General features: G+C 64.5%; 30 protein-coding genes and 1 pseudogene. 17 read left to right on the top strand and 14 right to left on the bottom strand.

The features are described 5' to 3' along the window. The first annotated feature begins 31 nt into the window (after positions 1–31). Positions 32–1,585 (top strand): MBL fold metallo-hydrolase, encoded by a 1,554-nt coding sequence (locus ABG82_RS01005; RefSeq protein ID WP_043077416.1) that lies wholly within the window; start codon positions 32–34, stop codon positions 1,583–1,585. Here the strand turns inward: ABG82_RS01005 and ABG82_RS01000 are convergent. From ABG82_RS01000 to ABG82_RS00985, 4 genes are read right to left on the bottom strand one after another with little or no spacing between them, the layout of a single operon-like run. After that, positions 1,582–2,040: a nitroreductase family deazaflavin-dependent oxidoreductase gene (locus tag ABG82_RS01000; RefSeq protein WP_043077417.1), complete on the bottom strand. Its 459-nt coding sequence runs from the start codon at positions 2,038–2,040 to the stop codon at positions 1,582–1,584. The genes ABG82_RS01005 and ABG82_RS01000 overlap by 4 nt on opposite strands. Before the next feature lie 47 nt (positions 2,041–2,087). Continuing rightward, positions 2,088–2,897 carry a DUF5718 family protein gene (locus ABG82_RS00995; protein WP_043077504.1) on the bottom strand — a complete coding sequence of 270 codons (810 nt, stop codon included), beginning with the start codon at positions 2,895–2,897 and terminating at the stop codon, positions 2,088–2,090. 5 nt (positions 2,898–2,902) lie between these two features. Then, positions 2,903–4,159 (bottom strand): serine--tRNA ligase, encoded by a 1,257-nt coding sequence (gene serS / locus ABG82_RS00990; RefSeq protein WP_043077418.1) that lies wholly within the window; start codon positions 4,157–4,159, stop codon positions 2,903–2,905. Between the two features lie 42 nt (positions 4,160–4,201). Beyond that, the gene (locus tag ABG82_RS00985) at positions 4,202–4,639 is read right to left on the bottom strand and encodes an ankyrin repeat domain-containing protein (protein ID WP_043077419.1); all 438 of its coding nucleotides are present in this window, start codon (positions 4,637–4,639) and stop codon (positions 4,202–4,204) included. A gap of 85 nt (positions 4,640–4,724) precedes the next feature. Between ABG82_RS00985 and ABG82_RS00980 the strand changes: the two genes are divergently transcribed. The 6 genes from ABG82_RS00980 (at position 4,725) to ABG82_RS00955 (ending at position 9,353) form a co-directional block, all read left to right on the top strand. Continuing rightward, on the top strand, positions 4,725–6,398 hold the full coding sequence (locus tag ABG82_RS00980; protein WP_043077420.1) for a septum formation family protein: 1,674 nt from the start codon (positions 4,725–4,727) through the stop codon (positions 6,396–6,398). Between the two features lie 19 nt (positions 6,399–6,417). After that, positions 6,418–6,768 (top strand): metallopeptidase family protein, encoded by a 351-nt coding sequence (locus ABG82_RS00975; RefSeq protein WP_043077421.1) that lies wholly within the window; start codon positions 6,418–6,420, stop codon positions 6,766–6,768. A 145-nt stretch (positions 6,769–6,913) separates the two neighbouring features. Then, positions 6,914–7,285: a PE family protein gene (locus ABG82_RS00970; RefSeq protein ID WP_043077422.1), complete on the top strand. Its 372-nt coding sequence runs from the start codon at positions 6,914–6,916 to the stop codon at positions 7,283–7,285. Positions 7,286–7,288: 3 nt separating this feature from the next. Then, complete coding sequence (locus ABG82_RS00965) at positions 7,289–8,329, top strand: PPE domain-containing protein (protein WP_043077423.1); 1,041 nt, start codon at positions 7,289–7,291, stop codon at positions 8,327–8,329. After that, the gene (locus tag ABG82_RS00960; protein WP_043077424.1) at positions 8,326–9,069 is read left to right on the top strand and encodes an ESX secretion-associated protein EspG; all 744 of its coding nucleotides are present in this window, start codon (positions 8,326–8,328) and stop codon (positions 9,067–9,069) included. The genes ABG82_RS00965 and ABG82_RS00960 overlap by 4 nt, the downstream gene beginning before the upstream one ends. A 56-nt stretch (positions 9,070–9,125) precedes the next feature. Continuing rightward, the gene (locus tag ABG82_RS00955; RefSeq protein ID WP_043077425.1) at positions 9,126–9,353 is read left to right on the top strand and encodes a hypothetical protein; all 228 of its coding nucleotides are present in this window, start codon (positions 9,126–9,128) and stop codon (positions 9,351–9,353) included. Here ABG82_RS00955 and ABG82_RS00950 read toward each other — a convergent pair. After that, complete coding sequence (locus ABG82_RS00950; protein ID WP_043077426.1) at positions 9,350–10,036, bottom strand: histidine phosphatase family protein; 687 nt, start codon at positions 10,034–10,036, stop codon at positions 9,350–9,352. The two genes, ABG82_RS00955 and ABG82_RS00950, sit on opposite strands and share 4 nt — an antisense overlap. Beyond that, positions 10,033–10,959: a prephenate dehydratase gene (pheA, locus tag ABG82_RS00945; RefSeq protein WP_043077427.1), complete on the bottom strand. Its 927-nt coding sequence runs from the start codon at positions 10,957–10,959 to the stop codon at positions 10,033–10,035. The genes ABG82_RS00950 and pheA overlap by 4 nt, the downstream gene beginning before the upstream one ends. Positions 10,960–11,094: 135 nt before the next feature. On the opposite strand from pheA, the gene ABG82_RS00940 reads away from it, so the two are divergent. Beyond that, positions 11,095–11,880, top strand: coding sequence for a DUF2470 domain-containing protein (locus ABG82_RS00940; protein WP_043077428.1), 786 nt, complete (start codon positions 11,095–11,097; stop codon positions 11,878–11,880). Here the strand turns inward: ABG82_RS00940 and ABG82_RS00935 are convergent. Then, the gene (locus tag ABG82_RS00935) at positions 11,877–12,566 is read right to left on the bottom strand and encodes an alpha/beta fold hydrolase (RefSeq protein ID WP_043077429.1); all 690 of its coding nucleotides are present in this window, start codon (positions 12,564–12,566) and stop codon (positions 11,877–11,879) included. The two genes, ABG82_RS00940 and ABG82_RS00935, sit on opposite strands and share 4 nt — an antisense overlap. A 22-nt stretch (positions 12,567–12,588) precedes the next feature. On the opposite strand from ABG82_RS00935, the gene ABG82_RS00930 reads away from it, so the two are divergent. The 5 genes from ABG82_RS00930 (at position 12,589) to ABG82_RS00910 (ending at position 16,947) form a co-directional block, all read left to right on the top strand. Beyond that, entirely contained in the window at positions 12,589–13,350 is a 762-nt protein-coding gene (locus ABG82_RS00930; protein WP_043077430.1) for a CPBP family intramembrane glutamic endopeptidase, read from the top strand. A gap of 311 nt (positions 13,351–13,661) precedes the next feature. Beyond that, positions 13,662–14,603, top strand: coding sequence for an LCP family protein (locus ABG82_RS00925; RefSeq protein WP_043077505.1), 942 nt, complete (start codon positions 13,662–13,664; stop codon positions 14,601–14,603). Positions 14,604–14,621: 18 nt separating this feature from the next. Further along, positions 14,622–15,179, top strand: coding sequence for a ferritin (locus ABG82_RS00920; protein ID WP_043077431.1), 558 nt, complete (start codon positions 14,622–14,624; stop codon positions 15,177–15,179). 171 nt (positions 15,180–15,350) lie between these two features. Then, positions 15,351–15,896, top strand: a complete 546-nt coding sequence (locus ABG82_RS00915) for a ferritin (protein ID WP_043077506.1) — start codon at positions 15,351–15,353, stop codon at positions 15,894–15,896. Positions 15,897–16,029: 133 nt separating this feature from the next. Next, positions 16,030–16,947, top strand: coding sequence for an SAM-dependent methyltransferase (locus tag ABG82_RS00910; protein WP_043077432.1), 918 nt, complete (start codon positions 16,030–16,032; stop codon positions 16,945–16,947). A 49-nt stretch (positions 16,948–16,996) separates the two neighbouring features. On the opposite strand, the gene ABG82_RS00905 is transcribed toward ABG82_RS00910, so the two are convergent. From ABG82_RS00905 to msrA, 4 genes are all read right to left on the bottom strand, one after another. Next, positions 16,997–17,860: a glycerophosphodiester phosphodiesterase gene (locus ABG82_RS00905; protein ID WP_078343389.1), complete on the bottom strand. Its 864-nt coding sequence runs from the start codon at positions 17,858–17,860 to the stop codon at positions 16,997–16,999. After that, the gene (locus ABG82_RS28765; RefSeq protein ID WP_234708006.1) at positions 17,835–18,797 is read right to left on the bottom strand and encodes a DUF4328 domain-containing protein; all 963 of its coding nucleotides are present in this window, start codon (positions 18,795–18,797) and stop codon (positions 17,835–17,837) included. Before ABG82_RS28765 ends, ABG82_RS00905 begins: the two co-directional genes overlap by 26 nt. 282 nt (positions 18,798–19,079) lie before the next feature. Continuing rightward, positions 19,080–19,406: a rhodanese-like domain-containing protein gene (locus tag ABG82_RS00895; RefSeq protein WP_043077433.1), complete on the bottom strand. Its 327-nt coding sequence runs from the start codon at positions 19,404–19,406 to the stop codon at positions 19,080–19,082. A gap of 244 nt (positions 19,407–19,650) precedes the next feature. Further along, a complete protein-coding gene (gene msrA, locus ABG82_RS00890; protein WP_043077434.1) occupies positions 19,651–20,382 on the bottom strand; it encodes a peptide-methionine (S)-S-oxide reductase MsrA in 732 nt (243 codons plus the stop codon). A gap of 188 nt (positions 20,383–20,570) precedes the next feature. On the opposite strand from msrA, the gene ABG82_RS28500 reads away from it, so the two are divergent. From ABG82_RS28500 to ABG82_RS00875, 4 genes are all read left to right on the top strand, one after another. Next, entirely contained in the window at positions 20,571–20,726 is a 156-nt protein-coding gene (locus ABG82_RS28500; RefSeq protein WP_078343392.1) for a hypothetical protein, read from the top strand. Positions 20,727–20,944: 218 nt separating this feature from the next. Continuing rightward, positions 20,945–21,568 (top strand): superoxide dismutase, encoded by a 624-nt coding sequence (locus ABG82_RS00885; RefSeq protein ID WP_030096167.1) that lies wholly within the window; start codon positions 20,945–20,947, stop codon positions 21,566–21,568. Between the two features lie 167 nt (positions 21,569–21,735). Beyond that, the gene (locus tag ABG82_RS00880) at positions 21,736–22,269 is read left to right on the top strand and encodes a hypothetical protein (RefSeq protein WP_043077435.1); all 534 of its coding nucleotides are present in this window, start codon (positions 21,736–21,738) and stop codon (positions 22,267–22,269) included. A gap of 1,189 nt (positions 22,270–23,458) precedes the next feature. Then, positions 23,459–23,857 (top strand): secretion protein EspR, encoded by a 399-nt coding sequence (locus tag ABG82_RS00875; RefSeq protein ID WP_005062824.1) that lies wholly within the window; start codon positions 23,459–23,461, stop codon positions 23,855–23,857. Between the two features lie 105 nt (positions 23,858–23,962). Here ABG82_RS00875 and ABG82_RS00870 read toward each other — a convergent pair whose 3' ends face one another. The 3 genes and pseudogenes from ABG82_RS00870 to ABG82_RS29295 all read right to left on the bottom strand — a co-directional run. After that, positions 23,963–25,078 (bottom strand): hypothetical protein, encoded by a 1,116-nt coding sequence (locus tag ABG82_RS00870; protein WP_043077436.1) that lies wholly within the window; start codon positions 25,076–25,078, stop codon positions 23,963–23,965. After that, positions 25,075–25,566 (bottom strand): M48 family metalloprotease, encoded by a 492-nt coding sequence (locus ABG82_RS00865; RefSeq protein ID WP_043077437.1) that lies wholly within the window; start codon positions 25,564–25,566, stop codon positions 25,075–25,077. The genes ABG82_RS00870 and ABG82_RS00865 overlap by 4 nt, the downstream gene beginning before the upstream one ends. Before the next feature lie 66 nt (positions 25,567–25,632). Continuing rightward, positions 25,633–26,178 (bottom strand): annotated as a pseudogene (locus ABG82_RS29295) (hypothetical protein); the annotation flags it as partial. Positions 26,179–26,285: the final 107 nt, after the last annotated feature.

The raw sequence follows: 26,285 nt of genomic DNA, 5'->3' as shown, positions 1-26,285 counted from the left end.
CACCGTAATCGCAGCTCGATAGGCTGGGGCCATGCGAGTCACCAGTGTCGGCCATGCCGGATTCTTCATCGAGACGGCGGCAGGCAGCATCCTCTGCGACCCCTGGGTCAACCCCGCGTACTTCGCTTCGTGGTTCCCGTTCCCCGATAACAGCACCTTGGACTGGGACCGGCTGGGCAACTGCGATTACCTCTACGTCTCGCATCTACACAAAGATCACTACGACCCGCAGAACCTCACCGAGCACGTCAACAAGGACGCGGTGGTGCTGCTACCCGACTATCCGGTACCGGATCTGCGCCGTGAGCTGGAGCGACTGGGATTCCACACCTTCGTGGATACCGAGGACTCGGTGAAGCACCGGGTGAGCGGCCCCAAGGGCGATCTGGACGTCATGATCGTCGCGCTGCGGGCCCCCGCCGACGGGCCCATCGGCGATTCCGGCCTCGTGGTCTCCGACGGCACCACGACGGTTTTCAACATGAACGACGCCCGCCCTGTCGACCTGGACGTGTTGGCCGAGGAATTCGGCCATATCGATGTGCACATGCTGCAGTACTCGGGCGCCATCTGGTACCCGATGGTCTATGACATGCCCGCCCGCGCCAAAGAGGCCTTCGGCACACAGAAGCGCCAGCGTCAGATGGACCGCTGCCGTCAGTACATCGCACAGGTGGGCGCCACCTGGGTCATCCCATCGGCGGGGCCGCCGTGCTTCCTGGACGCCGAGCTACGCGACCTCAACGACGACCACGGCGACCCGGCCAATATCTTCCCCGACCAGCTGGTGTTCCTGGACCAGATGCGTCAGCACGGCCACGACAAGGGCCTGCTGATGATCCCCGGCACCGTCGCCGATTTCACTGCCTCAGAATTGAATTCGTTGGAGCATCCGGTCTCTACCGCAGAGGCTGAGCACATCTTCGGGGCCGGCAAGGCCGCTTACATCGAGGCCTACGCCCAGCGGATGGCACCCGTGCTGGCCGCCGAGAAGGCCGCTTGGGCAGCCTCGGAAGGTGAGCCGCTACTGGGACCGCTGCGCGCCAAGTTTGAACCGATCATGGCGCAGACCGACCAGATCTGCGATGGCATCGGCTACCCCGTGGAGCTTCGCCTCGGCAGCGAAACCGTGGTCCTGGACTTTCCGAAACGGATTGTGCGCGAGCCTATCCCCAACGAGAAGTACCGCTACGGCTTTGCGATCGCACCCGAGCTGGTACGCACCGTGCTACGTGACGACGAGCCCGACTGGGTGAACACCATCTTCCTGTCCACCCGATTCAAGGCGTGGCGCGTGGGCGGCTACAACGAGTACCTGTACACGTTCTTCAAATGCCTCACCGACGAGCGCATCGCCTACGCCGATGGCTGGTTCGCCGAGGCCCACGACGACAGCGCGTCCATCACGTTGGACGGCTGGGAGATCCAGCGCCGTTGCCCGCACTTGAAGGCCGATCTGTCCAAATTCGGTGTGGTGGAAGGAAATAAGCTCACCTGTAATCTGCACGGCTGGGACTGGAACCTGGAGACCGGGCGTTGCTTGACCTCCAAGGGGCACGAACTGAGGTCCAGAAGACTCGACTAGCGTGGCACGAGTTCAAACATCGGGATCACCCTGCTGATCCGCGACTGATAGTCGCCGAAGAACCCATACTTAGCCACCAGCGCCGGGAACATGTCGTCGCGCTCTTCCGAATCCAGCTCGCGCGCAACGGCATTGTAGACATCCGGCACCACCTCCACCGTCACCTCGGGGTTTGCGCGCACGTTGAAGATCCACGATGGCGGCTGCTCTTGTCCGCCGTTGGAGCCCACGATGAACCGGCGCCCCTGATGCGCGAAATACCCCAGGGGTGTCAGCCGCCGCGTGCCCGATTTCGCGCCGGTGATCGTCACGATGAGTACCGGCATCTCGTCATCGGAAACTCCCGGCAGCTTGCCACCGTTCTCGCGGAGCAGCCGAATCATCCGGCTATTGTGCTTTTGTACACCGCTTTCAGATAGCTCTCGGTAGGTATCCGAGGTCACTCCTTCGGTCATGCCTCGACGCTAGCCCGCCCCCGGCAAGATGGCCCCGACTCTCCCGCCTAGCGGACCGTTCGTACCCGCTGCCGCAGTTCGGAAGCCTCATCGCCCTCGGTGCTGTAGACCCGCACCACGGCCTCATCACCCGCCTGCAGAAACGTCGACTCCCCCAGTGGTGTGTACTTGGTCGCCCCGATGCCGATCAGCACGTGCTCGGGGTGTCCAGCGGCCACCATCAGCGCACCGACATCTTCCAAAGGTGTATCCGGAGAACCTTTTTGGGTGTCCAGGCGTTCGGTGATCCAGTCCAGGAGCACCTCGCCGTAGTACGAGTATCCGAGCAGAGGGCTATCGATCCCGTACTCGTGTTCCTGACCGTCCGCGCTGTGCAGATGGCAGTTGAGCCGCAACGTCGCGGTGGGACCGTCCGGTGTCAGATCGCTGATCTCAAAAAACTGGCGCGCAACACCTTTGGACGCCGAGCCCCAATTCTTCTTGTGGCTGATCTTGAGAGCATTGGGTCGACGGATCGAGCAGTCATTGAAGGCTCCCAGCGCGAACGGCTCTAGCGAGGCGACCACATCGCCGCGCCAATGCACTCGGCACGCCAAACCCACCTCGGGCTCGATCTGCAGGTTCAAAGGCGTCTCACTCTCGGGCAGCACCGTCTCGTCCTGCGACAGCGGGAACTGCCCCAAGAAACTGTCGGCACCCGGCGCATACCAGGGGAAGATCCCCTTGGGCGCGACCCCGTCCGAAGCCACATTCACAAAATCGGCTGATTCTCCGGCCTGTTCCAGGTGACCGGCAAAGTTCCCGGCCACTCCGAAACCGAACCAGGTACGCAACTCGTTCAGTTCGACGTCGAACATCTTGGTCATTTGGGCTCCAACACCTCGGTCCCGACGAAGGGCACCAACGCCGCGGGCACCCGGACGCTGCCATCGGGCTGTTGGTGGTTCTCCAGGATCGCCACCAGCCACCTCGTGGTGGCAAGGGTGCCGTTCAGGGTGGCCGCGGTCTGCGGCTTGCCATTCTCATCGCGGTAGCGCACCGCCAGCCGCCGCGCCTGGAAGGTGGTGCAGTTCGAGGTGGAGGTCAGCTCACGGTAGGCCTGCTGCGTCGGAACCCAGGCCTCACAGTCGAACTTACGTGCCGCCGATGAACCCAAATCACCTGCCGCAACATCGATCACGCGGTAGGGCACGTCGATGTGGGCAAGCATCTGCCGCTCCCACCCCAGGATCTTGTCGTGCTCGCTCTCCGCGTCCTCGGGCTTGCAATAGACGAAGGCCTCCACCTTGTCGAACTGGTGCACCCGGATGATGCCGCGGGTGTCCTTGCCGTAGCTGCCGGCCTCGCGGCGAAAGCAGCTGGACCATCCCGCGTAACGCAGCGGCCCATCGCTCAGGTCCAAGATCTCGCCGGAGTGGTATCCCGCGATCGGCACCTCGGAGGTACCCACCAGGTACAGATCATCCTCCTCGAGGTGATACACCTCGTCGGCGTGGGCGCCCAAAAATCCTGTGCCACCCATGATTTCGGGTTTGACCAGCACCGGCGGAATCAGCAGGGTGAAGCCGTTGGCCACCGCGGTCTGCACCGCCAGCTGCAGCAAGCCCAATTGCAGCAACGCGCCGTACCCGGTGAGGAAGTAGAACCGCGCCCCGGAGACCTTGGCGCCGCGCTCCATATCGAACAGGCCCAGCGACTCTCCCAATTCCACGTGGTCTCTGGGGTTTTCAATGGGTTTCGGCTCACCCACCAATTCACGGAGGGCAAAATCCTGCTCGCCACCCGCGGGCACGCCGTCGATCACCACATTGCTGATCGCCTTGTGCGCCGCGGTGAACGCGGCCTCGGTGACCACCTGCTCGGCCTCGGCCGCCTTGACTTGTGCGGCGAGCTCCGAAGCGGCCGCCAAGAGCGCCGGTCGCTCCTCGGGCGATGCCTGACCGACCTTCTTACTCGCCGCCTTCTGCTCGGCACGCAACGTATCGGCGGTCGATATCGCCGCCCGTCGTGCCGTATCGGCGTCGAGCAGCACCTCAACAAGTGCCGGATCCTCGCCCCGCAGACGCTGGGAGGTACGCACCGCGTCGGGGTTTTCGCGCAGGAATTTGAGGTCGATCACCTGCTGAACATTACGTGGGAGCCGGAAAGCCCGGCCAACCCATTAGGCACCGAACAGGCTCAGGTACTCGTCCTTACCGAAGATCCGTGCCGCGTCGAGCGCCGACGGTGTTCCGGCGGCCGGATCGGCGCCCGCGTTCACCAGGATCTGGACGATGTCGTCGGAGCCCTTGAAGACCGCTCCGGCCAGCGGCGTCTGTCCCTTGTCGTTGGCTCTGTTGACGTCGGCTCCGCGCGCGATCAACGAACGCACGGTCGAGGTGTTCCCGTGGTACGCGGCCAGCATGACGAGGGTGTCACCGGCTTCGTTGGTGAGATCCACCGGCGCGCCCGCGTCGAGATACGCCGCCAGGGTCGAGGCGTTGCCCTCCCGCGCCATATCGAACAGTTCGTGAGCGAGCGCCGCGACCTGCTCGGCAACGCGGGCCTGATGCTCGGCTTCCCCCGCCTGGTCGTCAGGGTTGTCACGGTCAGGTTCCATCGTTGTCACAGTGTTCAATCTAGCGGCGCATGCGAGCAGCATCGCTCGGCTAACCCGCAGCGTCACCTGTAACAATGACTGCAATATGAGTGACGAAGCCGAACCCACGCCGAAGGTCGAGCGGGACGACTCCACCCCGGAAGAGCCCACCAACGACGAGCTGGGCACCGACACCGCCGGAGACTCCCCCGCCGAGTCGCCGGACTCTGCCACGCCACCCGAAGAACCCCAGGAAGCTGCGGACTCCGCCGAGACCGGCACCGAATCCGTCGACTCAGCCGAGGCGCCGCCGACAGAAATCCTTGAGCACCCCGAATCCGCGGATTCCGACACGCCAGCCGACGCCGCATCCCAGGTTGAAGCCCCGCAATCCGACAAACCGCACTGGTGGAACGGTCTGAAAGAAGGGCTCAAGGAACGTTCCACACACCGCGCGCTGCTCTTGGTCACCTTCGGCGGATTGTTCATCGCGGGGATCACCCAGGCGCTGCCCGACGGCTGGACCTCCGCGGACCGTCTGGTCAATAAGATCGACGCCAACCCGGTGCCCAGCACCGGCGCCCCGGGCAACAGCACCTTCAACTCGGCGAAAGCCGGGGAATGCCTCAACTGGCCCGCCCCCGCCTCCACCAATGACGTCAACATCGTCGACTGCGCGAACGATCATCGTTTCGAGATCGCCGAGTCCATTGACCTGCGCACCTTCCCGGGCACCGAATACGGTCCCAACTCACGGCCGCCCACCGTCGGACGCATTCAGGAAATCAGCCAGGAACAGTGCCAGGTGGCCATCAACCGTTACCTGGGTGACCGCTATGACCCCAACAGCCGGTTCACCATGGGCATGCTGTGGCCGGGAGAAAAGGGCTGGACCGAGGCGGGCGAACGTCGCGTACTGTGCGGATTGCAGCTTCCCGGTGCCGATAACCAGCAGCAGCTGTTCCGCGGCAAGGTTGCCGAGCAAGATCAGTCGAAGGTCTGGCCCGTGGGCACCTGCCTGGGCATCGATTCGACGACCAACCTGCCCACCGAACTTCCCGTGGACTGCGACAAGGCACATGCCATGGAGATCACCGGAACAGTGAGCCTGGCCGAACAGTTCCCGGGCTCGGTTCCTCCCGAACCTGATCAGGACGGGTTCATCAAGGACAACTGCACTCGGTTGACCAACGAATATATGGGCAATCCCGACGGATTCCGCGCCACCACGTTGACGCTGTCCTACAACACGATCACCCTGCCCAGCTGGACCGCGGGCAGCCGTCAGGTCAGTTGCAATATCGGCTCCACCTTGGGCAATGGCGCCTGGTCGACGCTGGTCAACAGCGCCAAGAGCGGCCAACTGCTGATCAACGGCCAACCGCCGGTGCCGCCGCCGGACATCCCGGCCGACCGGCTGAACATGACGCCGATCCCGCTGACGTCCACCCCGGCTCCGACCCAGCAGCCGACTCAGACTCAGCAACCCACCTACACCCAGCAGCCCACGTATACGCAGCAGCCGACGCGGACTCAGCAGCCCACCCAGCAGACGACGACGCAGCAGCCGACGCGGACTTCTGCTCCGCCGACTTCATCGGGTGTGCCCAACCCCAGTAACCCGCCGGGCATCACCATCGTGACGACGCTGCCTCCTGGTGCCGGGCCGCCACCGCAGCCTGGTCCGCCGATGGACGGTCCGCCTATGGAGGGACCACCGATGGAGGGACCGCCTCCGGGACAGGCGCCCGCGGGGGCACCGCCGCCCGGGCCGGCCTAGCCGCGCCGGGCGCCTCCTGATGCCCGTACAGATGAGCGAGCAACGGTTCGAAGAGCTCGTTTCCGACGCTCTCGATGCGATACCGCCAAAGCTCGCCGCCGCCATCGACAACGTGGTGGTGCTGGTCCAGGACCGTCACCCGGAGGATGCCGAGCTACTCGGCCTGTACGAGGGGATCGCGCTGACAGAGCGCGACAGCTTCTATGCGGGGGCGCTGCCGGACACCATCACGATCTATCGCGAGCCGTTGCTAGAAATGTGTTCCAGCGAACATCAGGTGATCAATGAGGTCACGATCACAGTGATCCACGAGATCGCCCACCATTTTGGTATCGACGACGACCGTTTACACCAGCTGGGCTGGGGCTAAAGGTGCGGCTGAGGTTTGCTGGAAAAAAATCCAAAAATCTTGGAGAATGATGGAACCAAATAGAGGGATCCGCCGTCCATCTCTAGTGAAAGGGCAAAACTGCCCTTAGGACGACGCGAGACAAGTGGGGGAAAGGGGACAGAAGATGGCTGACGTACCGGCGCCCGCCCAGCGTGAGGAGATCCGCTGGGACCTGGCTAACCAGCCGGGGACTGTTCTGCAGGTCGATCCGGATGCGATGAAGGATGCCGCCGTCGAGTACGACGCGATGGCGCAGCGACTGCAGGAAGCTCTCGACAAGCAGCTCGAAACCGCCAAGTTCGGTTCGGCGGGCCGCGACGAGGTGTCCACCGCGGTGGCCCACGCCTCGGCGAAGACCAACGAGAACTTTGAGAAAGTTGCCAAGGACGGCATCGAGCAGCTCAAGCGCATCGCCGAAGCATTCCGGCGTAACTCGCAGGCGTTCGTGGACATCGAGCACCACAACGCCTCTCGTATCAACGCTGTGGGGGAATAGATCATGACCGGATTCACAGGCGTCAACTGGGTGGCCCGCAAGGCGAAGAAGCTGGCCCTTGACCTGACCACCGGCGCAGGCCCGACGCATGTCGTCGATAGCGCGCTGGCCTGGCAGGAGATCAGTGCCGCGTTCGCCGACGTGCACGAGAACAGCCTTCGGGTGGGCGAGAAGCTCATGGAGGGGTACCGCGGTCCACGCGCCGAAGAGGCGCTGACCAAGCTGAACCCGTTCACCGACTGGCTGGACAAGATGGCCGGACTGACCCAGGAGGTCAGCGATACCGCCAACACCTACGCCGAGTCGTACGGCACCGCGGTTCTCGACATGCCGCACATCAACGACCTGGCCCAGCTGGAGAAGGCCAAGGCCGAGGCACTGTCGGCGGGTGGAGCGCTTTTCGGCCTGCACGCAACCACCGAAGGCATGGAGCAGGGCCTGGACCTGCAGGCAGCCAAGGCCATGGAGACCTACGAGTCGGCCAGCGAGCCCGCGTCCAAGGTCGTCGAGTTCCCGCCAGCCCCCGAGATCATCAAGTACCCCGAAGAGAAGTCGGAAGCCAACAGCGGCAACACCGGTGTCAGCGCGGCCGGCGCCGGCCTGTCGGAGATGGGCCCGAGCCCGCTGAGCCCCGACTCGGTGCCCGGTGTGCAAAGCGCCCGCGCGGCGGCCATCTCGATGACTGGCAACACGGCCGCCGCCGGCGGTTCCGGGATGGGTATGGCCGGTATGGGTGCGCCCATGGCCGGCATGATGGCCGGTGGCGCGCTGGCCGCTTCTGCCGGTAAGGGCATCAAGGTTGGCGGCAGCGTCAACAAGAAGGACGAAGACGAGGACGGCAAGGATCTCACCGCCATCGGCGCCACCGGCGTCTTCATGGGCGATGAGAGCAAGCCTGTCGAACTGCCGGACATCCTTACCAGCAAGTCGGGCAGCGACAAGGTAGCCGACTTCGAAAACGTGGATGCCTCAAAGCTCTTCGAGCGTGGTGGCTCCAAGGGAGCGGTTGCGCCTCCGGTTCTCGGCGCGAGCGCGGAGCTGTGACCGTCCGCCTGGACTTCGACGAACTGGAGCTGACTCGCGAGATCACCGGCAATGACCTCTTGCCGGTGGTACTGGCCGCGGGTCCCCGCCACGAAGACGAAGCCGAACACCGAGACGCGCTGGAAAGCGCCCGCACCCGGCTCAAGGAACGCAACCTGCTCAAGGGTGAGGACCTTCACCCGACCCTGCGTGACATGTTGACCTCGGCAAGTAAGGCCACCGGCCAGGTGGCGGTGCGTCGCTGGGCAGGATCGCAGATGCTGCGCCTGTGCTTGGTCGAGCACGGCGAGGCGTACGTGCTGCTGGTCAACGACGGCGAAGGTGTCGCCATGCGATCGGTGACCGGCTCGCTCGGTGCCGAGTTGTGGCGTTACCTCGGTGATGCCACTCCGCTGAAGTTCGGGTCGATCAACGCACCCGCCGAGCAGTTGGCGCTGGCACTCAACTCCGAACCGGCCGACATGGCCCGGCAGCTCATGGCCCTCGGCGCAACCAAGGCCGACGCGGTAACCGTCGCGAAGGCCATGGCACGCCGCGGCGCGATGACAGAGATCACCGCCATCCGGCGAACTGACGGCATCACGGACCGTGCTCCGGGTGGAGTTGCCGTGTACGACACCGCATTTGGGCGCATCATGGCCACCCCCAGCACGTCCAGCGACGGAGCACTGTGGGCGACCCTGACCCCCGCGACGCCGCAGCGGATGACACACGCGCTCAAGAGCCTCGGCCTCGAGTAGCGGCAAGGCCCGCGTGGTTGCGCCGACTTGTCGGCATCCGGTGTTACAACAGTTATGTGAAGAAAGCACCGGACTGGCGGCATGCCATCAGCTGCGGTGTGGCCTGCCGTGATTGCATCCGCGATATCGACCACTGCCACGGCACTCTGATCGTGCATTCCGCGCGCCATGCCGAGTGCACGGACCGGGACTGCGACGGACAGTATCTCTTACGGCACAGCCTCGTGATCGATTGTGTTGCCGCGCAATGTGACTGTGAGAGTCAGATCCAGCTGGCGGTCTAGCCCATCGGATCTGCCGACTGCGCGAGCTCTTCAGCGCTGGCAGCTTCTTGATGCGGGAAGGGCGCCACCGCATCTCCCCAATGCACGCAACTCCACCGGCCATCCGTAATCGGCGCCAGCACAACGGCTTCCGCATTACGCAGGTGGCGATTCACCGCGAAGCCCGGATCCACGCCGGCAAGGGTGGCGGCCACCAAACGTATCGCCGCGCCATGACTCACGATCACCACATCACCGGTCGAAGCATCGTTCTCCAAGTGCCGTAGCCGCAGATCCGCGATCGCGGGCAGGTACCTGTCAAACACGTCCTGCGCCGATTCGCCGCCAGGCATTCGCGCCTCGAGATCACCGAAATGCCAACGCTCATAAGTCCGGTCGAAGATCGCGAACGACTCCAGATCGGTGTGGTCCTCCAACTCTCCGGCCTGTACCTCATGCAGACCATCGGCCTCTTCGGCTTGCACACCTAGGTGTTCGGCGATCCCTGCCGCGGTCTGCACGGCACGCACCGCCACCGAGTGCACCAGCACCGCGGGCGCATGCTCCTCATAGCGTCTGGCGAACAACCGCGCCTGCTGCAATCCGAGTTCGGTCAGCGCCGCGCCGGGCGGTTTCGTGTCCAGCCGCCGTTCAACATTGCCGTAGGACTGTCCATGCCGGACCAAGACAAGCCGCCCACTCATCGCAGCGTCCCTTCTCGTGTCTCGACGAGCCACCCGGACGCCTCATCCAGCACCGGCGGGTTAGATCCGGAGGCTGCCGTGGTCCCTCGTGGCCACGATCCCAAATACCGCACATCTTCACAACGACGATGCAGGCCCTTGAGTGCCTCGCCGACGGCGATGTCGTCGATATGACCCACACAGTCCAGGAAGAACCGATAAGTACCCAACCCGGTGCGGGTCGGCCGGGACTCAATGCGCGTCAGGTCGATATCGCGTATCGCGAACTCGTTCATGGCCGCGGCCAGGGCACCAGGCACATTTCCGAGTCCCAGCACTACCGAGGTGCGATCCGCGCCGGTGGCCGGCGGTGGCGGGGCCGGTTGCCCCACCAGCACAAAGCGTGTGTGCGCGTGAGCTTCGTCCACCACCCCGCTGGCGAGCGCATCCAGTCCCAACCGTTGCGCTGCCCATTCGGTGCACACGCCGGCGTCGGCCCGCTCGGCTTTCACATCCTCGGCGGCTGCCGCGTTCGAGTTCGCCGCGACCAACTCGGCGTTCGGCAGGTTGGCGGCGAGCCACTCGCGAACCTGCGCGGCGGCAATCGGAAAGCCTGCGACGGTCTTCACCTCTGCGGCGGAGGTGCCCGGGCGTACCGCGATAGTGAAGGACACCGGCAACACGGTTTCGGCGAAAATCTGCAGCGGCGCACCCACAGCCAAGGTGTCCAGCGTCGGGACCACCGGGCCCTCCAGCGAGCTCTCGATCGGTACACAGGCATAGGTGGCGCCACCGGTCTGGACCTGCACCAACGCCTCTCGCGCACTGGTCACCGACACCGGCTCCACCTCGGGTGTACCGGGAATGCGTCCTGTCGTGCGCAGCTTGATCAGCGCGGCCTCAGAGAATGTGCCTTCCGGCCCCAGATAAGTGATGCGCTGCACACTTCAAACCTTAGGCGCTCGGCCGCCGGGCGAACCCCCGACACAGGCGATGGGACAGGTGTCCCTTGCACTCTCCACCGCTCGTTGTTAACTTAGGCTTACCTCAGTTCGCTAGTCGCCAGGAAGAGGACCGCCATGACCGCAGCACCGCCCACCACCGCCGAGCGCGTGCGTTCGGCATGCGCGCGAGCCGCGAGCTCCACCCTCGCCATCGCCGGAGCCGATGTGGTCGGCACCTCACTGCACCACTTGTTCGATGACGGCACCTTCGTCGTCGCGGTCCCCTCCAATAGCGCCATCGCGGCGACGGTCGTCGCGGCCGGCTCGTCCGGCATGCCCGCGCTGCTGGAACTCACGGACCAGGCACCCCTCCCGCTGCGCGAGCCGGTCAGATCACTGGTCTGGGTGCGCGGCAATGTCGTGGCCGCCTCCGATCGGGAGGCCCGTGCCATCGTCGACATCATCGCCAGCCGCATACCCAATCCCGCACTACTGGACATCCGCACCGATATGCGGCTGCGCACCGAGCCCGGCTCGATCCTGCTGTGCCTGACCGTGGAGTCCGTTGTCGTCGCCGATTCCACCGGAGCCGAGTCCGTGGACGTCTCGGCGCTGCTCGGCGCGCGGCCCGACCCCTTCTGTGCGCTCGAGGCCGGATGGCTGTCGCATATCGACCACGATCACCGCGATCTGGTCGAACGATTGGCGCGCCGTCTACCGCTGAACCTGCAACACGGTGAGGTGCGCCTGCTCGGCATCGACCGCTATGGCATCCAGCTACGCGTGGAGGGCGCCGAGAGCGACCATGATGTGCGGCTGCCGTTCCAAGAGCCCGTCAACGACACCGCCGGGCTCAGCCAGGCGCTGCGCATCCTGGCCGGCTGCCCGTTCCTCAACGGGCTGCGCGCCCGCAAGATCTAACTCAGGAAGAACTCCCGGAGCATCCGGGCGAACATCACGGGGGCCTCGCGGTGTGCGAAATGATCTTGTCCGACAAGCTCTTTCACTCGCACCCCAGGAACGCGCCGAGCCAGGTACCCGACCGGCTCGCGAAACTGCAGCGGCGAATTCGTCCCCTCAAGTAGCAGCATCGGGACCACCGACCGGGTGTACTCGACCAGCAGCTCCGCACAACGATCCAACGCCTCAAACTCCCGCGACACGGTTGCCGAACGCGCGCGGATCGCCGCACTCCCCTGCCGATTCGCGGCAGCCACAGCATCCGAGACCGGGAGCGGCGGCTCGTACAGCACCACGGCTGCCACATCGAGTCCGCGACGCAACGCCTCAAGCACCACCACAGCGCCGAACGAGTGTCCGACTATCACCGCATCCGGGCCGGCCTCAGCAGCTACCGCGATCACATCATCTGCCTCGCGTGCCAGGCTGTGCTCCTGCGTGTCGCCACTGGCACCGTGGCCGCGCCGGTCGACAAGAAAGCAGGTGAAGTCCTGCCGGAGTTCGGTGGCCACATCGGACCAGCTCGCACCGGAATCCATCGCGCCGTGCACCATCACCAACGGCGGCCCTTCCCCCGACACCGTCAGGCTCAGCCGCACCCCATCGGGCGATGCCACATAGCGCAGAGTGCTCACCACATCGGACACTCTTCCACCAATACCAGCCAGAATGAGCGCCGTGGCGGAATCCGACATGTCAGCGCGCACAATCCGCATCGAGATCGGGATCGTGCTCGCCATCAGCTTCGGGATGAGTGCTCTCAGCGCCATCCTGCAGTTCACTTCGGCCGTCCTGACCGGACTGGCGAACCAGACCGTCGCCCTCAATCCGCGCCGCGCCGAGCTCGGTCTGATTGACCTGGGGCTGAACCTGGTGTCCATCACCCGACTGGTGGCGTGGGGTGCGCTTGCGGTGTATCTGCTGTGGCGCAGCGGATACAGCCCGTCCTCGATCGGACTCGGCCGCTGGCGCTGGCGGACCGACGGCCTGGGCGCGCTGGGCCTGGCAGCACTCGTCGGACTGCCGGGTCTGGCCTTGTACGTCGGTGCGCGCTGGATGGGCATGAGCGTCCAGGTCATTCCCGCCTCGCTCGATGACACCTGGTGGCGGGTGCCCGTATTGGTGCTGTCCGCATTCGCAAACGGATGGGCCGAGGAGGTGGTGGTCGTCGCGTATCTGCAGACGCGTCTGCGCCAACTCGGTTACGGCGCGACGGCCGCCATCGCGTCCTCGGCACTGCTACGTGGTTGCTATCACCTGTATCAAGGTGTCTCGGCGGGTGTCGGGAACCTCGTGATGGGCCTGCTCTTCGGATACGTATGGCACCGCACCGGACGGCTATGGCCCCTGGTCGTCGCCCATGGCGTGATAGATACGGTGGCATTCGTCGGGTTCGCGTTGCTCCGGGATCACCTGGGCTGGCTCCATTAGCCTCATCTCATGGGACACCCCCGATGACCGAGCCCACCATTCCCTTCCGCGGTCGGCGCCCCGACCGCCGGGAGGACAGCCAGGTCATCCGGCGCCGTCCCCAACCGGCACCGCCACCTCCGGTGAATCCACCGCCCAGGCCCGGTCCACCGCCGCCACCACCACGCAGGCAACCACCGCCGGCACGGCCGGTAGCGCGCGAGCCACGATCGCGGCGCACTGCTGCCCCGCCGCCGGCTCCCCCACCCCCCACACGTCCGCCGCGCAAGCGGCGGTGGGGAACCTGGATACGGCGCGCCTTCGCGCTGGCCCTGACCGTCCTACTGCTCGGATTCTGCACCGTCATCGGCACGGCATTCTGGCTCGACGGACGGTTACACCACGTCAACGCGGTGAACGACTACCCGGACCGTCCCGCACCGGGCAGCGGAACCAACTGGCTGTTAGTCGGTTCCGATAGCCGTCAGGGCCTGACCCCGGCGCAGGAGGCCGAGCTGACCACCGGGGGAGACATCGGTGACGGCCGCACCGACACCATCCTGTTGGTACACATACCCGCGTTCTACGACGGCGGGGCGGCCACCATGATCTCGCTCCCCCGCGACTCGTACCTCCCCATCCCCGAGAACGGCAGCAACAAACTCAATGCCGCGTTTTCCCTCGGGGGTGCGGCGCTGCTCACCCAGACCGTGGAACAGGCCACCGGCCTGCGCATAGACCACTACGCGGAAATCGGATTCAGCGGATTCGCCTCCGTAGTCGATGCGATCGGTGGCGTCTCGCTGTGCCTCGACGAGGCTATCGACGATCCCCTGGCCGGCGTCGACCTAGCCCCAGGCTGCCAAATTCTCAACGGGCCCAACGCACTTGGGTACGTACGCAGCCGGGCCACACCCCGCGCCGATCTGGATCGGATGACGCATCAGCGCGCCTTCATGGCCGCACTGTTTCACCGGATGAGCAGTCCTGCGGTGTGGGCCAATCCGTTCCGGTGGTATCCGCTTGCCACCTCGACCGCCGACGCGATCACTATCGCCGAGGGCGATCACAGCTGGAATCTGGCTCAATTGGGCTGGGCGCTAGCGGGTTCGGTACAGAATCTGACGATCCCCATCGGTTCGTTCTCGTCGAACTGGGCGGGCGACATCGTCACCTGGGACCAGGACGCCTCGGCCCGCCTTTTCGACGCCCTGCGCACCGGCCAACAAGTTCCCGCAGACCTCTTGCCCGACCCGGCCACACCGACTCCCTGACCTACTAGGGTTTTCGGTGTGGCTACCACCGATCCGCATGCGCGCCCATCCTCGCCGTTCCTGGCACTGTTGCACGATCAAATCGGCAACGAGTTCACCGCGTCTCAGCAATACATCGCGATCGCGGTGTATTACGACGATGCCGACCTGCCGCAGCTGGCCAAAAAGTTTTATGCGCAGGCAGTCGAGGAACGCAATCACGCCATGATGATCATCCGATACCTCATCGACAAAAAAGTGACAGTCACGATCCCCGGGGTCGATCCCGTGATCACTGAGTTCGCCGACGCACGCGAGCCCATCGCCCTTGCCCTCGATCAAGAAAAACGTGTCACCGACCAGATCACCGAGCTCGCCCGGGCGGCGCGCTCCTCGGGCGACTATTACGGCGAGCAGTTCATGCAGTGGTTCCTCAAGGAACAGGTGGAGGAGGTGGCCACCATGGATACGCTCTTGACGGTGGTGGACCGCGCCGATCACGACCTGTTCGACCTGGAGAACTTCGTGGAGCGTGAGCTCAATCGCCGCACCGGCCAGGATCCGACGGCGCCGACGGCGGCCGGGGGCGCGCTCTAAACAATTGTGCGCACGGTGATTCCTCATCACCAATGCGCATTCATTAACTTTGGCTAAGTTAACAATAGGCCAATTTACTTGCCTAATATCCACCAATTACTTAGGTGAAGGTAACCTCATTAAGGTTCACCTTGGGTGACAATGGCCCTGACCTGGCCTATTGTCGAATTCATGTCCGCGACCGATACTCCCAAGACGAAATTCAACGCGCTCCTCCACGACCAGATCGGCCACGAGTTCACCGCGTCTCAGCAATACATTGCAATTGGCGCGTATTTCGATGATGCCGACCTTCCCCAGCTCGCCGCACACTTCTACAAGCAGGCGGTCGAAGAACGCAACCACGCCATGATGATCGTGCGGTACCTCATCGACAGGAACGTCTCCGTCGAGATCCCTCCGGTGGGTGCGGTGACCAACGGTTTCACGGCGCCGCGCGAGCCGCTGGCGCTGGCGCTGGCCCAGGAGCAGACCGTCACCGAGCAGGTCACCGAACTCGCGCGCACCGCGCGGGACGAGGGCGACTACATCGGTGAGCAGTTCATGCAGTGGTTCCTCAAGGAACAGGTCGAAGAGGTCGCGCTCATGGACACGCTGCTCACCGTCGCGGAGCGGGCCGGCGACAACTACTTCGACCTCGAAGAGTTCGTGGCACGCGAGATCTCGGTTGATTCAAGCGACCCGACCGCACCACCGGCAGCGGGCGGCGCGCTCTAAGCACCCAACAAGATGTCCCCCACCTCGTTTCATCGCCGGGGTGGGGGACATCTCGTATTTCCGGCCGTCAACCCACCCGTTTGCTTAGTTGCTTTCCGATAATCTTTGATCGGGATCCAGGGAACATCGCACGGTGACGACGCGGCGAAAGGCGGTGCAGGCATTGTTCCGCGGTAGGCAAATTCAACTGACGCTGACTGCTTCCCGTGCGATCGAGTCAGACCGGGCCGAACCGCTGTTCGTCGACACCTTCGCGGAACGCTTGGTGCTGAAGTCCGATGATCCGTACGCACTGGCGCTGTTGCAGACAGCGCGGGCACATCCGCCTACCGCCGCGGCCACCGAGCGCGCTCTCTTTCTCGCCCGATGCCGGGCGGTGATGACACGCCATTACGACGACGCACTGCTGGCCGCGGCCCAATCCGGAGCCACCCAGGTAGTGCTCCTGGCCGGCGGACTGGACACGCGCGCCTACCGGTTGGATTGGCCGGCCGGCGTCACGGTCTTCGAGATCGACTACCCGGAATTACTTGAGTTCAAGGCCAGTGTGCTCAAGTCGGTGGGGGCGATACCGCGCACCGCACGACGGCAGGTCGCCACCTTCTTGAGCGGGCCGTGGCAGTCCGACCTGACCGCGGCCGGTTTCGACCCCGATCTGCCCACCGCCTGGCTGGCCGAGGCACTCATCTCTCACCTGCCCGGCCCCAGTCATGACGCACTCTTTGAGCGGATCATCGAAATGTCCGCGCTGGGCAGCACCATCGCGACGGACACCGACGGAATCTCTCCCTCGGGACAGTCCTGGGCGGACGTTCGCGACGCCCTTGCCGCCGAGGCGTTCAATGCTTCGGAGCTGACGCGTGGCTATGAAGAGCGCACCCGGTCCAGCGAATGGCTATCGGGGCACGGCTGGCTGGCGCAAACCACTACCGGACGTGAACTCGCGGACCGCTACGGTTTGCGGACGAACGGCGCGCTGGCACCCTATGTAGACGAGTTCGACGCGCGCAGGTTCCTCACCGCGACCCTGCCGGTCACCTACCTGGACTAGGACACAACACGGAAAGAGCTACGGCCCTGGCGTTTTAGACGAAATCCGGCTACAACGTGGTGCCGGTAAGCCCCCGCTGCAGCCACGATTTGGTCCGTCCTGGGTGGTTGGTGGCAATCCAGGCGACGCCGATGCTCCGGCAGAACTCAACATCCTCGTAGTGGTCGACGGTCCAGCAGTATGTCGCCCGTCCCTGTGCCGCCGCCCTGTCCACCAGCTCGGGGTGTTCACGCAGGGTCGCGATAGAGGGCCCCACCGCAGTGGCGCCCACCGTGGTGGCGGCGCTGCCGCCGAGATACCGGGAGGTCTCGCCGAGCAGCACCGTCGGAAGCATGGGCGCCGCCCGGCGGATACGCCACACCGCGGCGGCCGAGAACGACATCACGACCGCACGCGACATGTCGGCCGAGGCCGGTGCGGCGATTCCGAAGCGATGCAGCAGCGCGAGCACCTTGTTCTCGACCAACGACCCATAGCGGACGGGATGCTTGGTTTCGATGAACAACTTCACCGGACGGTTCCAGTCCAGTACCAGTGAGACCAATTCCTCCAGCGTCAGCAGCCCGGTACCCGACTCAACTTCTGTACCGCCGGGATGCCAGCTGCCGAAATCCAGTGCGCGCAGCTGACTCAACGTCATCTCACTCACCAGGCCGGTCCCGTTGGAGGTGCGATCCACTCTGCGGTCGTGCACGCAGACCAATTGGCCGTCCCGGGTGAGCCGGACATCGCATTCGACGCCGTCCGCGCCTTCTTCCAGGGCGAGCTCGTAGGCGGCGAGGGTGTGCTCGGGCCGGGCCGCCGAGGCGCCCCGATGTGCGACGACGAACGGGTGGCGTTCGCCTCTGCCGTCTATGTCGTCGGCTCCCCGTGCATGGGCCTCATCATCACCAGGCTCCGGCGACTCGGTCACGCTCCAATGCTGCCGGTTCCGGGCCCACTGGTTCAACCGCAGCGCCGGAATTGTTCTCACGTGTCGGCGGAACATCCGGGCGATCGGCGTCAAGGGGCACCGGACCTTGGGGCGATTCCACCGCCAGCCAACGCACCGCGCGGTGATGTCCTTCGGGCACCGTGAAGCCCTCGTACACCCGGCGAAGCGACCAGGCCGCGACCGCCGCGACCGCGTAGTCGATGGCGGTGAACAACGCGTTGTCAGCGACTCCCTGCACCGTCACCGAATCGCGGGCCACCCAGGTCACCAGCACCAGCAGCCATGTCGCGGCCCACAGCGCCGACCACCACACAATGTTCCGGTACTGCCGATACCAGCGGTTCTCGATCTTGGCGAGTTCCAGCAGGAGCAGCGGGATGCCCACGATGTTCGCGATCGGCAGCAGGCACAGCACGCGGATCTCCCACACCCCGCGGGGATCGTGGAACCCCAGTTCTCGGTAAGTATCTGCCCGCCGCGCGATCATCCATTCGGTCAGGAACCACGCGGTGGCCACCAGCACCGCGCAAGCGAGCGCCACGCTCACGAGGACTAGCCCGTTCGACACGCTGGCGACAAACCGCGGGATCAGCGCGCCGCGGTTATAAACCATCAACGCATATCGAAGAAAATGCGCACACGCGGTGATTGCCAGGGTGATGATTGTCCCCAGCAGGAGCCTTTCCAGCACCCGGCTGGGGACACCACCCCCGGCTATCCCTTGGCGTGACGATCCGGCCGGCTCGATGTGGTCGACCAGACCCCAGCGGGGGATGTAGGCGTAACGCGGTGTGGGTCCCAACGGGCGCCGTCGGCGGGTCGGTGACGGCGGCGAACCGGGGCGCACGGCAATCCATCGGTATCCCGCCGGAAGCCGGGTGGGACGAGCCTGCGGGCGTCCCGCAGACGTTGCCACGGAACCCGGTTGCGCGGGCGGAACCCAATACTTTCCAGCCGGCGGCGGGGTCCCGGCGGGCGGGCGCGGCGTAGGCCCGGCCGGCCGCGGGGGGGCCGTCATACCCGGCTCAAGCAGCGTGCCCCGACACCGCGGGCACCAGTATCGGCGCTGCTCGCGCACGTTCCACTGGGTTCCGCAGCGGGAGCACACCTGGATCATTCGTCCAGCGTAACGGCCTGGGGGCGCAACCTGCAGCGAGTACGACAATGGCCGCGGCTACGGAGGCCCGTCGCCCCGAGCTCAGCTGATAGTGGGTTTACCTGCCTGAACCCAGGCCAGCATGCCTCCAGAGACGTTGCTGACATCGAAACCGTTGCGGTTCAGGTATGCGGCGGCGCGCTGAGAACGCCCACCTGCGTGGCAGATCACCCACAGCGGCGCATCGGGGTCCAACTCGTCCATCCGGGAGGGCACATCCCCGAGCGGTATATGTTGCGCGCCCTCGATGTGGCCGGCCGCCCACTCGTCGTCCTCACGAACGTCAAGCAACTTGACACCAAGATCCAGCGCGGCGGAAATCTCGTCGATGCCGACCTGTGGAACCTCATCGCCCGAAGGGAAACTCATCGTCCATTCCTGTCGCTCGATCGATATGACTGTCGTGGCTCCCGCAACTTTTCACAGTGTGACGCACGCCACAGCAATGTCGGCTTATCCACACTATCCACAGGTTGATCCACAAACCACAGCTTGCTCATTTGCATTTGCGCTGGCCAGGACTCCACGGGCAGGTTCAGCGGAGTTCGCGACGGGGAACCGTAGCACTGCCTGTGCAGAGTTAGCGAATTCACTGCCGTGCCCGTGGGATAGCTCACGCCGGTGCCGAACCGGGCGGCACATCCAGGCCTATAGGGCAGGAAACCGATGTCCCGCCGAGGCCGCAGTACCCATTCGGGTTCTTGGCCAGGTACTGCTGGTGATACTCCTCGGCATAGAAGAAGCGCCGCGAAGCGTGCCCGACGGGGCCGTCCAGTGCCGCGATCTCGGTCGTGATCGCTCCGTATCCGGCGTCCGCCAGGGCGGCTTCATACCTTTCGGCACTTTCGGCAGCTTCGGACGCTTGACCCTCGCTGGTCGTGTAGATCACCGAGCGATATTGGGTTCCGCGGTCATTGCCCTGCCGCATGCCCTGAGTCGGGTCATGACTCTCCCAAAAATGCACCAGCAGCTGCCCGTAGGTCACTTCACGGGGATCGAACACCGCGAGCACAACCTCCGCATGCCCGGTCCGCCCCGAGCACACCTCTTCATAGGTCGGGTTGGGCGTGTACCCGCCGGCGTACCCGACCGCGGTGGAATAGACGCCGGGCAGCTTCCAGAAGCCACGCTCGGCGCCCCAGAAACACCCCTCACCGAACACCGCGATCTCGAGCCCTTCGGGGAAGGGCGGCACGATCGCGTGCCCGTTGACGAAATGCGTGCCGGATATCCGTATGGGCGTGGCACGGCCCGGTAGCGCCGCGTCCTCTGCGACGATTGCCGACTTTCCCGGCGCGAGGCCGTCTTCGAGTCGGCCCAAGATCTGATCGCGAACGTTATCCACCCAAGAAGCCATGCATTCGATGGTACGCCGCCAGGGGGTTCCAATTTGCTGGTCTAGCTGCGGTTTCCAGGTACACGCTGGGTGAATTTTCGCGCACCGCGATTTGGAGCTATGATGACCGTCACACGAGAGGTGCTGTGACTCATCTCACCGTGCAGGTACTTGCTCAGAGCGGCAGGAGGGCAGCGATGACAGCACAGTCGGCAGGACACGATCCGATGTCCACTTCCGGCTGGCAGTTGACGCCTCGCTGCTACAACACCTCGTACCGCGTCGCGGCATTCCGCGCGTTGATCATCGCCCTGATCTTGGCGGCCGGCCTCGCATTTCTCATCCTGGTCTGACCCCCGTCCTCGGTCTGCCTGCCCCGCCTCGAGTGTTCAGTAATCCCCTCGGGAACCCGCGCGCCCTGCCCCAGTCCTTGCGGCCCAGAGCGCAATAGAGCAGGGTTGAATCTGTAGGCCGGCACTCCGGTGGGAACAGGTTGGACCGTGCCTTCTGTTGGATGGATCTGCACATAACGCAGATACGAGCGATTACGACGCAAGCGGAAAGGAATCTCGTGGCTGAGTACACACTGCCCGATTTGGACTACGACTATGGAGCGCTGGAGCCCCACATCTCGGGACAGATCAACGAGCTACACCACAGTAAGCACCACGCGGCCTACGTGGCGGGCGTCAATTCCGCAGTGGCCAAGCTGGAAGAGGCTCGCGAGAAGGGCGACCACGCGGCAATCTTCCTCAACGAGAAGAACCTCGCGTTCCACCTCGGCGGCCACGTGAACCACTCGATCTGGTGGAAGAACCTGTCCCCCAACGGTGGCGACAAGCCCACCGGCGATCTGGCCGCTGCCATCGACGATCAGTTCGGTTCGTTCGACAAGTTCCAGGCGCAGTTCACCGCCGCCGCCAATGGCCTGCAGGGATCGGGCTGGGCAGTGCTCGGCTACGACAGCCTCGGACAGAAGCTGCTGACCTTCCAGCTGTACGACCAGCAGGCCAACGTTCCCCTGGGCATCATCCCGCTGCTCCAGGTCGACATGTGGGAGCACGCCTTCTACCTGCAGTACAAGAACGTCAAGGCCGACTACGTGAAGGCGTTCTGGAACGTGGTCAACTGGGCCGACGTGCAGGACCGCTACACCGCGGCGACCACCAAGACGTCGGGTCTGATCTTCGGCTGATCTCACTGTTTCATTTGGGCCCCGGGTTCGTTACGAATCCGGGGCCCAAGTGTGTTTTCGGCGTGTCCGCTAGCGATTGCGGGGTGGTCCCGCGCATGGTAATTCTGGAATCAGCAGCGTCGCGCAATACTGGTAGTGATGTCAGAGTGATTGTGAGCGTGGCAGATATGGCGACCAGTTCCGATCAGCCGATCGAGATCGCGCCCTTTCACGCGGGCGGATCGCTCAGAGGGTTCGTGGTGTGCGGCCGCTGGCCAGATTCCACCAAGGAGTGGATGCAACTGCTCATCGTGACGGTACGCATCGCCACCTTGCCTGGATTGCTTTCCACCACAACGATTTTTGGCGCCCGCGAAGATCTGCCCGACGATCCCGCACCAGGGATGGTCGGACTGGTGATCGCCGAAGGCACCGTTATCGGTGAATCAGCTGTCACCCCTGGGCGTTTCGCGGAGCATCAACCGCCGGCGCTACTCATGCTCCACCCGCCGTCGGAGACCAATCCAACATTGCCGGAATGTCTTGGCGCGGCGTCGGGTTGCCTGCTGCTGCCCGGATTGCCGCATTTGGGTTTGGAACATCGAGCCGCGTGGGTAGAGGCCGAGTCGGACGGCACCGTCACATCGGTGGTGAGCCGGGTGGGCATCGACCCCATCAGCGATCCAGACACCGCGGTGTTGGCAATGCTGCTTGCCGCATAGCGGCTTTCGGCGCCGCCCGCCCCACCTTTCGACGCTGTTTCGGCGCCTGATCGCGGGGCCGCCCACGCAGATGAATGTTGTTTCCAGCAACCACTCCATCACTAGCTCCACGCCGCACCCGCCGGTTCCTGGAGCCATCCACTCACCAAGAGTGCCGGTCCTACAGATTCACGCGCCCGTCGATCCGCCCGGCCACCGCGCCCGACTCAGCGGCCTCCGGCCGGAGCCCACGCGGGCACCGCGCCGGCCCGGCTTCCACCCGGCCCGAACTCCGCAAGACATCCCCACGACACCGACGACGCAAACGGCGCACGAAAACCAGCGACCGCCCGCATCGCTCAATCGGCCCTCCTGGCGACCATCTCTATGGGAGCCTGCCCCCGCATTTCAGCGCGAGAAAGCGGAGCACCGCGTTACCTGTCAGCGACCGTCGGCGGAATTCCCCGAAAGCCAGGCCCAGGAAGGGACGTCATGTGCGCTGACATCCCTCGCGCCCCAGAGGCGGCGTCCGCTCTAGACCCATGGGCCACATCCGCCACCGAGCAAGCCGGCCGCAGGCCGCGATCTTTCCGCTCCGAATGATCTTGATCGGCCCGCCGGGTCCGTCTTAGATGACACGTGGCCGCCCTCAAAGCTTGATGGTTGCTGTGATCTTCCTCACAGTCGTTCGGCGCTGATTCGCCGCTGGTCAGAGGCGATGCCCAGCTGAAGGCCACACTTGCGGTCACCGTTCCATTATTAAAACGTTACCTATGCGCGGCGATTCACACCATAAACGCCAGCTGCGGTTATCGTCACGAGCATGACATCGTGCCAGGTCAACGAGGCGTGCGCGCAGGAAGTGCGGTCTTGGTGCGAGTAGCAACTCAGCAGGTTATACAGTCGGGCACCCAACCGTGCGGACTTAGGAAACGAATGCGATCTCTGAGCGGAGCCCGCGCGGGAGCCTCAGCGCCGTCGCGCTGGGGATTTATCAATCATTTGCCTGAGAACGAAGATTCCCAGATCGTCCTGAATATTGGACGCTGCACAATTGTTCCTGAGCTAGCAGGTTTGGATAACCGAACACCGTGTCCACCGTAGCCAAACTTGACGGTTGCGCTTGGCTACAGGCAAAACTAAGGTTACGATGGGCAGCAAATACGTCCCCCGAATTAGCAACTTTATCTGTTTGTGGAGGTAAGGCTCGATGAGCACCACGTTCACCGCCCGTCTGAATCGGTTGTTCGACACCGTGTATCCCCCCGGGCGTGGCCCCCACACCTCTGCCGAGGTGATCGCAGCCCTGCGTTCCGAGGGCATCACCATGTCCGCGCCGTACCTGTCGCAGCTGCGCTCGGGTAACCGCACGAACCCTTCGTCGGCGACCATGAAGGCTCTCGCGAACTTTTTCCGGATCAAGCCGGCGTACTTCACCGATGACGAGTACTACGAGAAGCTCGACCAGGAACTGACCTGGCTCGCGAACATGCGCGACGAGGGTGTCCGCCGGATCGCGGCCCGCACCGTGGGGCTGTCCGTCGAGGCGCAGGATCGCATCACCCAGACCGTCGACGAGTACCGCCGTAAAGAGGGTCTCGACAGCTAGTCCATCGCTTGTCTGGCCGGTCCACTCGGGGAAAGGACCGGCCAGTTTGGCGTTCACCGCTCGTCGAGCCGGCGGGGAACGCGCAAGGGGGACGGCCCTGACAACTTAAGAACGACGTTCAGCACGCACCAGCCTGCGGTACTCGGTAGCGATCGCGAGAATCCACTCACGATCGGAGTATCCGTCGGGCTGGTGCAGCCATTCGGGGCCCGGGAAGTTTTCCTTCGGATCGCCCTCAGTGAGAACCCATTTCACTACCGCGTGCGCTTGCGCCGTAGGCAGCACGTCAAGCTTGACCGGTTCCACGCCCAGCTCGATATCGCCTTCGCCCTCGGATTCTGGATCGAGGCCCTGGGCATGCATCGCTTCCAGGAACAGCGCGTCGGAGATGTACGCCATGCGGTCGGCCACCTGGAAAGCCAGTGGTCCCCGGGGCCGCACTCCGATCGCGGCATCCGGCTGACGTTTCTTCAGGTCCTTGTACAACGGGGCCAGCACGAACATCTCGCGCCGGGCCACCAACCAGGTCTCAAAGGTCGGCAGCAGCGAACCCACCGCCACCATGGCCATCGCGCACCCGATCAATGTGGCCGCGGTGCCAATGGTTACGTATTCGGACTTGGCCACCGCGACCCCGGCGACCACCAGCACGGCCAGCACCAGCAGGCTGATTCCGACGGTGAAGAGGAATAGGGCGCGACCCCGGCGGGTGCGATTCGAGTAGGCCATGCCGGCCCACAGCACCACCGACAACGCCACCGCGATGTACAACATCGGCACCAACCACGCCGTGCCGGAAGCGAATCCGCCAAGATCGCGCCGCAGGAACTCGCGCGGGGTCATCTCCGGCTGCCGACCGCGATAGAAGAACACCGCGAGGCTGGCGCCGCCGATGACGGTCGCGGCCAGGTACTGCCAGCGCGCCCAGCGCTTGTTGGCCGCCGCGGTGCGGTTGGCAGACATACTGGTGATCATCACGCAGCTGCCCGCCGCACAAGCCGTCAGCGCGGCCTGGCTCAGTGCGACCGAGATGTTGGGCCAACCCACCGAGCTGTCCACCAGTATCGTCAACGGCTCCCAGTTCAGCGCCGACACCAGCGCCAAGCTTCCGAGCGCGACAATCATTCCGGTACTCACCGGGGATTGTTTGTGGACGAGCACCCACCCGATGCGCAAGCCCGTCGCCATACCCAGCAGCCCGGCAATCACCCAGGCGATCACCCAAAGGCCTCCCCGAGCCTCACCTGAACGATGGATGCGCGATCCGAGGGCAGTCGGCCCAGCCGGTACAGCAGCAGTGCCGCGAAATCCTCGGCTTCCTGCTCAGCCTCCATGCCTGCGGCACCCATGCACCCGGTGCGCTGCGACAGCATGTAGGCGATCAGATCATCACTAGCGAATTCTGCTTCATCCCTTGCCATTTCGACTACCGAAATACCCTCGTGCCGCAACACCACATGTCCGAGTTCATGGGCAAGGGTGCGGTCCCAGGTGGGCAGCCCGCGCTGAATGATGAAGATGTCTTCGTTCTCGTATTGGCGCCATTGACCGCACACGCCGGGAGGCAGGTCGGCTGAGATGATCTCGATGGACCGGTCCCGGTCCCGTCCGACAGCCTCCACGAGAGCTGTCAACGTCACCTCGCCCTTGCGTGGGGCAAGATCAAGCACCGCGTTGACGGCGTCGGTCACACGACGGCCTGCGCCCATGTGCCTCTCCCCTCACGGTGTGCCTTCCCGGACAGACCCCTCATGGGGTGCTGTGTCGATTCTCCCCTACTCCAGGAAGCGGGCGGCGGCGGAGGCGCGCACGGTATGCCCGGCCTTGGCTTGCCGATAGCCCAGCGCGGCTCCCACAAACGTCATCATCGCGATGCCGGCAGCGCCCGGAATGGCCACCGCGGCGATCTCGGATGTCTTCGTCAGACGCAGGTAGTCGGTGTAGCCGGTGCGCGGCGCGATGGTCTCTGCCGCGACGAACTGCTGGATCGGCTTGGTGACGGCCTCGGGCTGCTTGGTACCACCCGCAGTGACCACGGCGTCGCCGCCACGGCCGGCCTCGGCCTGCTTCACGGTGACAACCGGGGGCGTCGGAGGCACAACCGGCGCCAGCGGCGCGATGACCGGCGGCGCGGGGGGTGTAGCGATCGCGACAGCGGGAGACTTCGGCATGGGCGCCACCGGCGGCGCGACAGGACCCGTGTGGATGCTGGGGTTTCCGCCCGTGTTCTGCGTTCCCGCGGCACCGCCGAATGGGGCGTTCGGGTTGGTAGAACCGCCGAGGCCAGGGAATCCCGGCAGATTGATCCCATGATCGTGGTCGCTCTCGGATCCGTGCCCGGAATTCGTTCCGGTGCCCGAAGATCCATGCTCATGGCCTGAACCCGAACCCGAACCCGAACCCGAACCCTCAAGAACATTCCCCGGAA

This window comes from Mycobacteroides immunogenum (assembly GCF_001605725.1).
Lineage (GTDB): Bacteria > Actinomycetota > Actinomycetes > Mycobacteriales > Mycobacteriaceae > Mycobacterium > Mycobacterium immunogenum.
The sequence above is the reverse complement of the archived record's forward strand: the minus strand, read 5'-3'. Positions and strand labels throughout refer to the sequence as shown.

Excerpts from the sequence above, each read along its gene's own strand:
- ABG82_RS00995 (WP_043077504.1), bottom strand. The coding sequence starts at position 2,897 with ATGTTCGACGTCGAACTGAACGAGTTGCGTACCTGGTTCGGTTTCGGA.
- ABG82_RS28500 (WP_078343392.1), top strand. The coding sequence starts at position 20,571 with ATGACAGCACAGTCGGCAGGACACGATCCGATGTCCACTTCCGGCTGG.
- ABG82_RS00865 (WP_043077437.1), bottom strand. The coding sequence starts at position 25,566 with ATGGGCGCAGGCCGTCGTGTGACCGACGCCGTCAACGCGGTGCTTGAT.
- ABG82_RS00930 (WP_043077430.1), top strand. The coding sequence starts at position 12,589 with ATGAGCGCCGTGGCGGAATCCGACATGTCAGCGCGCACAATCCGCATC.
- ABG82_RS00970 (WP_043077422.1), top strand. The coding sequence starts at position 6,914 with ATGGCTGACGTACCGGCGCCCGCCCAGCGTGAGGAGATCCGCTGGGAC.
- ABG82_RS00880 (WP_043077435.1), top strand. The coding sequence starts at position 21,736 with ATGGCGACCAGTTCCGATCAGCCGATCGAGATCGCGCCCTTTCACGCG.
- ABG82_RS00965 (WP_043077423.1), top strand. The coding sequence starts at position 7,289 with ATGACCGGATTCACAGGCGTCAACTGGGTGGCCCGCAAGGCGAAGAAG.
- ABG82_RS00940 (WP_043077428.1), top strand. The coding sequence starts at position 11,095 with ATGACCGCAGCACCGCCCACCACCGCCGAGCGCGTGCGTTCGGCATGC.
- ABG82_RS01000 (WP_043077417.1), bottom strand. The coding sequence starts at position 2,040 with ATGACCGAAGGAGTGACCTCGGATACCTACCGAGAGCTATCTGAAAGC.
- ABG82_RS00875 (WP_005062824.1), top strand. The coding sequence starts at position 23,459 with ATGAGCACCACGTTCACCGCCCGTCTGAATCGGTTGTTCGACACCGTG.
- ABG82_RS00975 (WP_043077421.1), top strand. The coding sequence starts at position 6,418 with ATGCCCGTACAGATGAGCGAGCAACGGTTCGAAGAGCTCGTTTCCGAC.
- ABG82_RS01005 (WP_043077416.1), top strand. The coding sequence starts at position 32 with ATGCGAGTCACCAGTGTCGGCCATGCCGGATTCTTCATCGAGACGGCG.
- ABG82_RS00950 (WP_043077426.1), bottom strand. The coding sequence starts at position 10,036 with ATGAGTGGGCGGCTTGTCTTGGTCCGGCATGGACAGTCCTACGGCAAT.
- ABG82_RS00980 (WP_043077420.1), top strand. The coding sequence starts at position 4,725 with ATGAGTGACGAAGCCGAACCCACGCCGAAGGTCGAGCGGGACGACTCC.
- ABG82_RS00915 (WP_043077506.1), top strand. The coding sequence starts at position 15,351 with ATGTCCGCGACCGATACTCCCAAGACGAAATTCAACGCGCTCCTCCAC.
- ABG82_RS00985 (WP_043077419.1), bottom strand. The coding sequence starts at position 4,639 with ATGGAACCTGACCGTGACAACCCTGACGACCAGGCGGGGGAAGCCGAG.
- ABG82_RS00895 (WP_043077433.1), bottom strand. The coding sequence starts at position 19,406 with ATGAGTTTCCCTTCGGGCGATGAGGTTCCACAGGTCGGCATCGACGAG.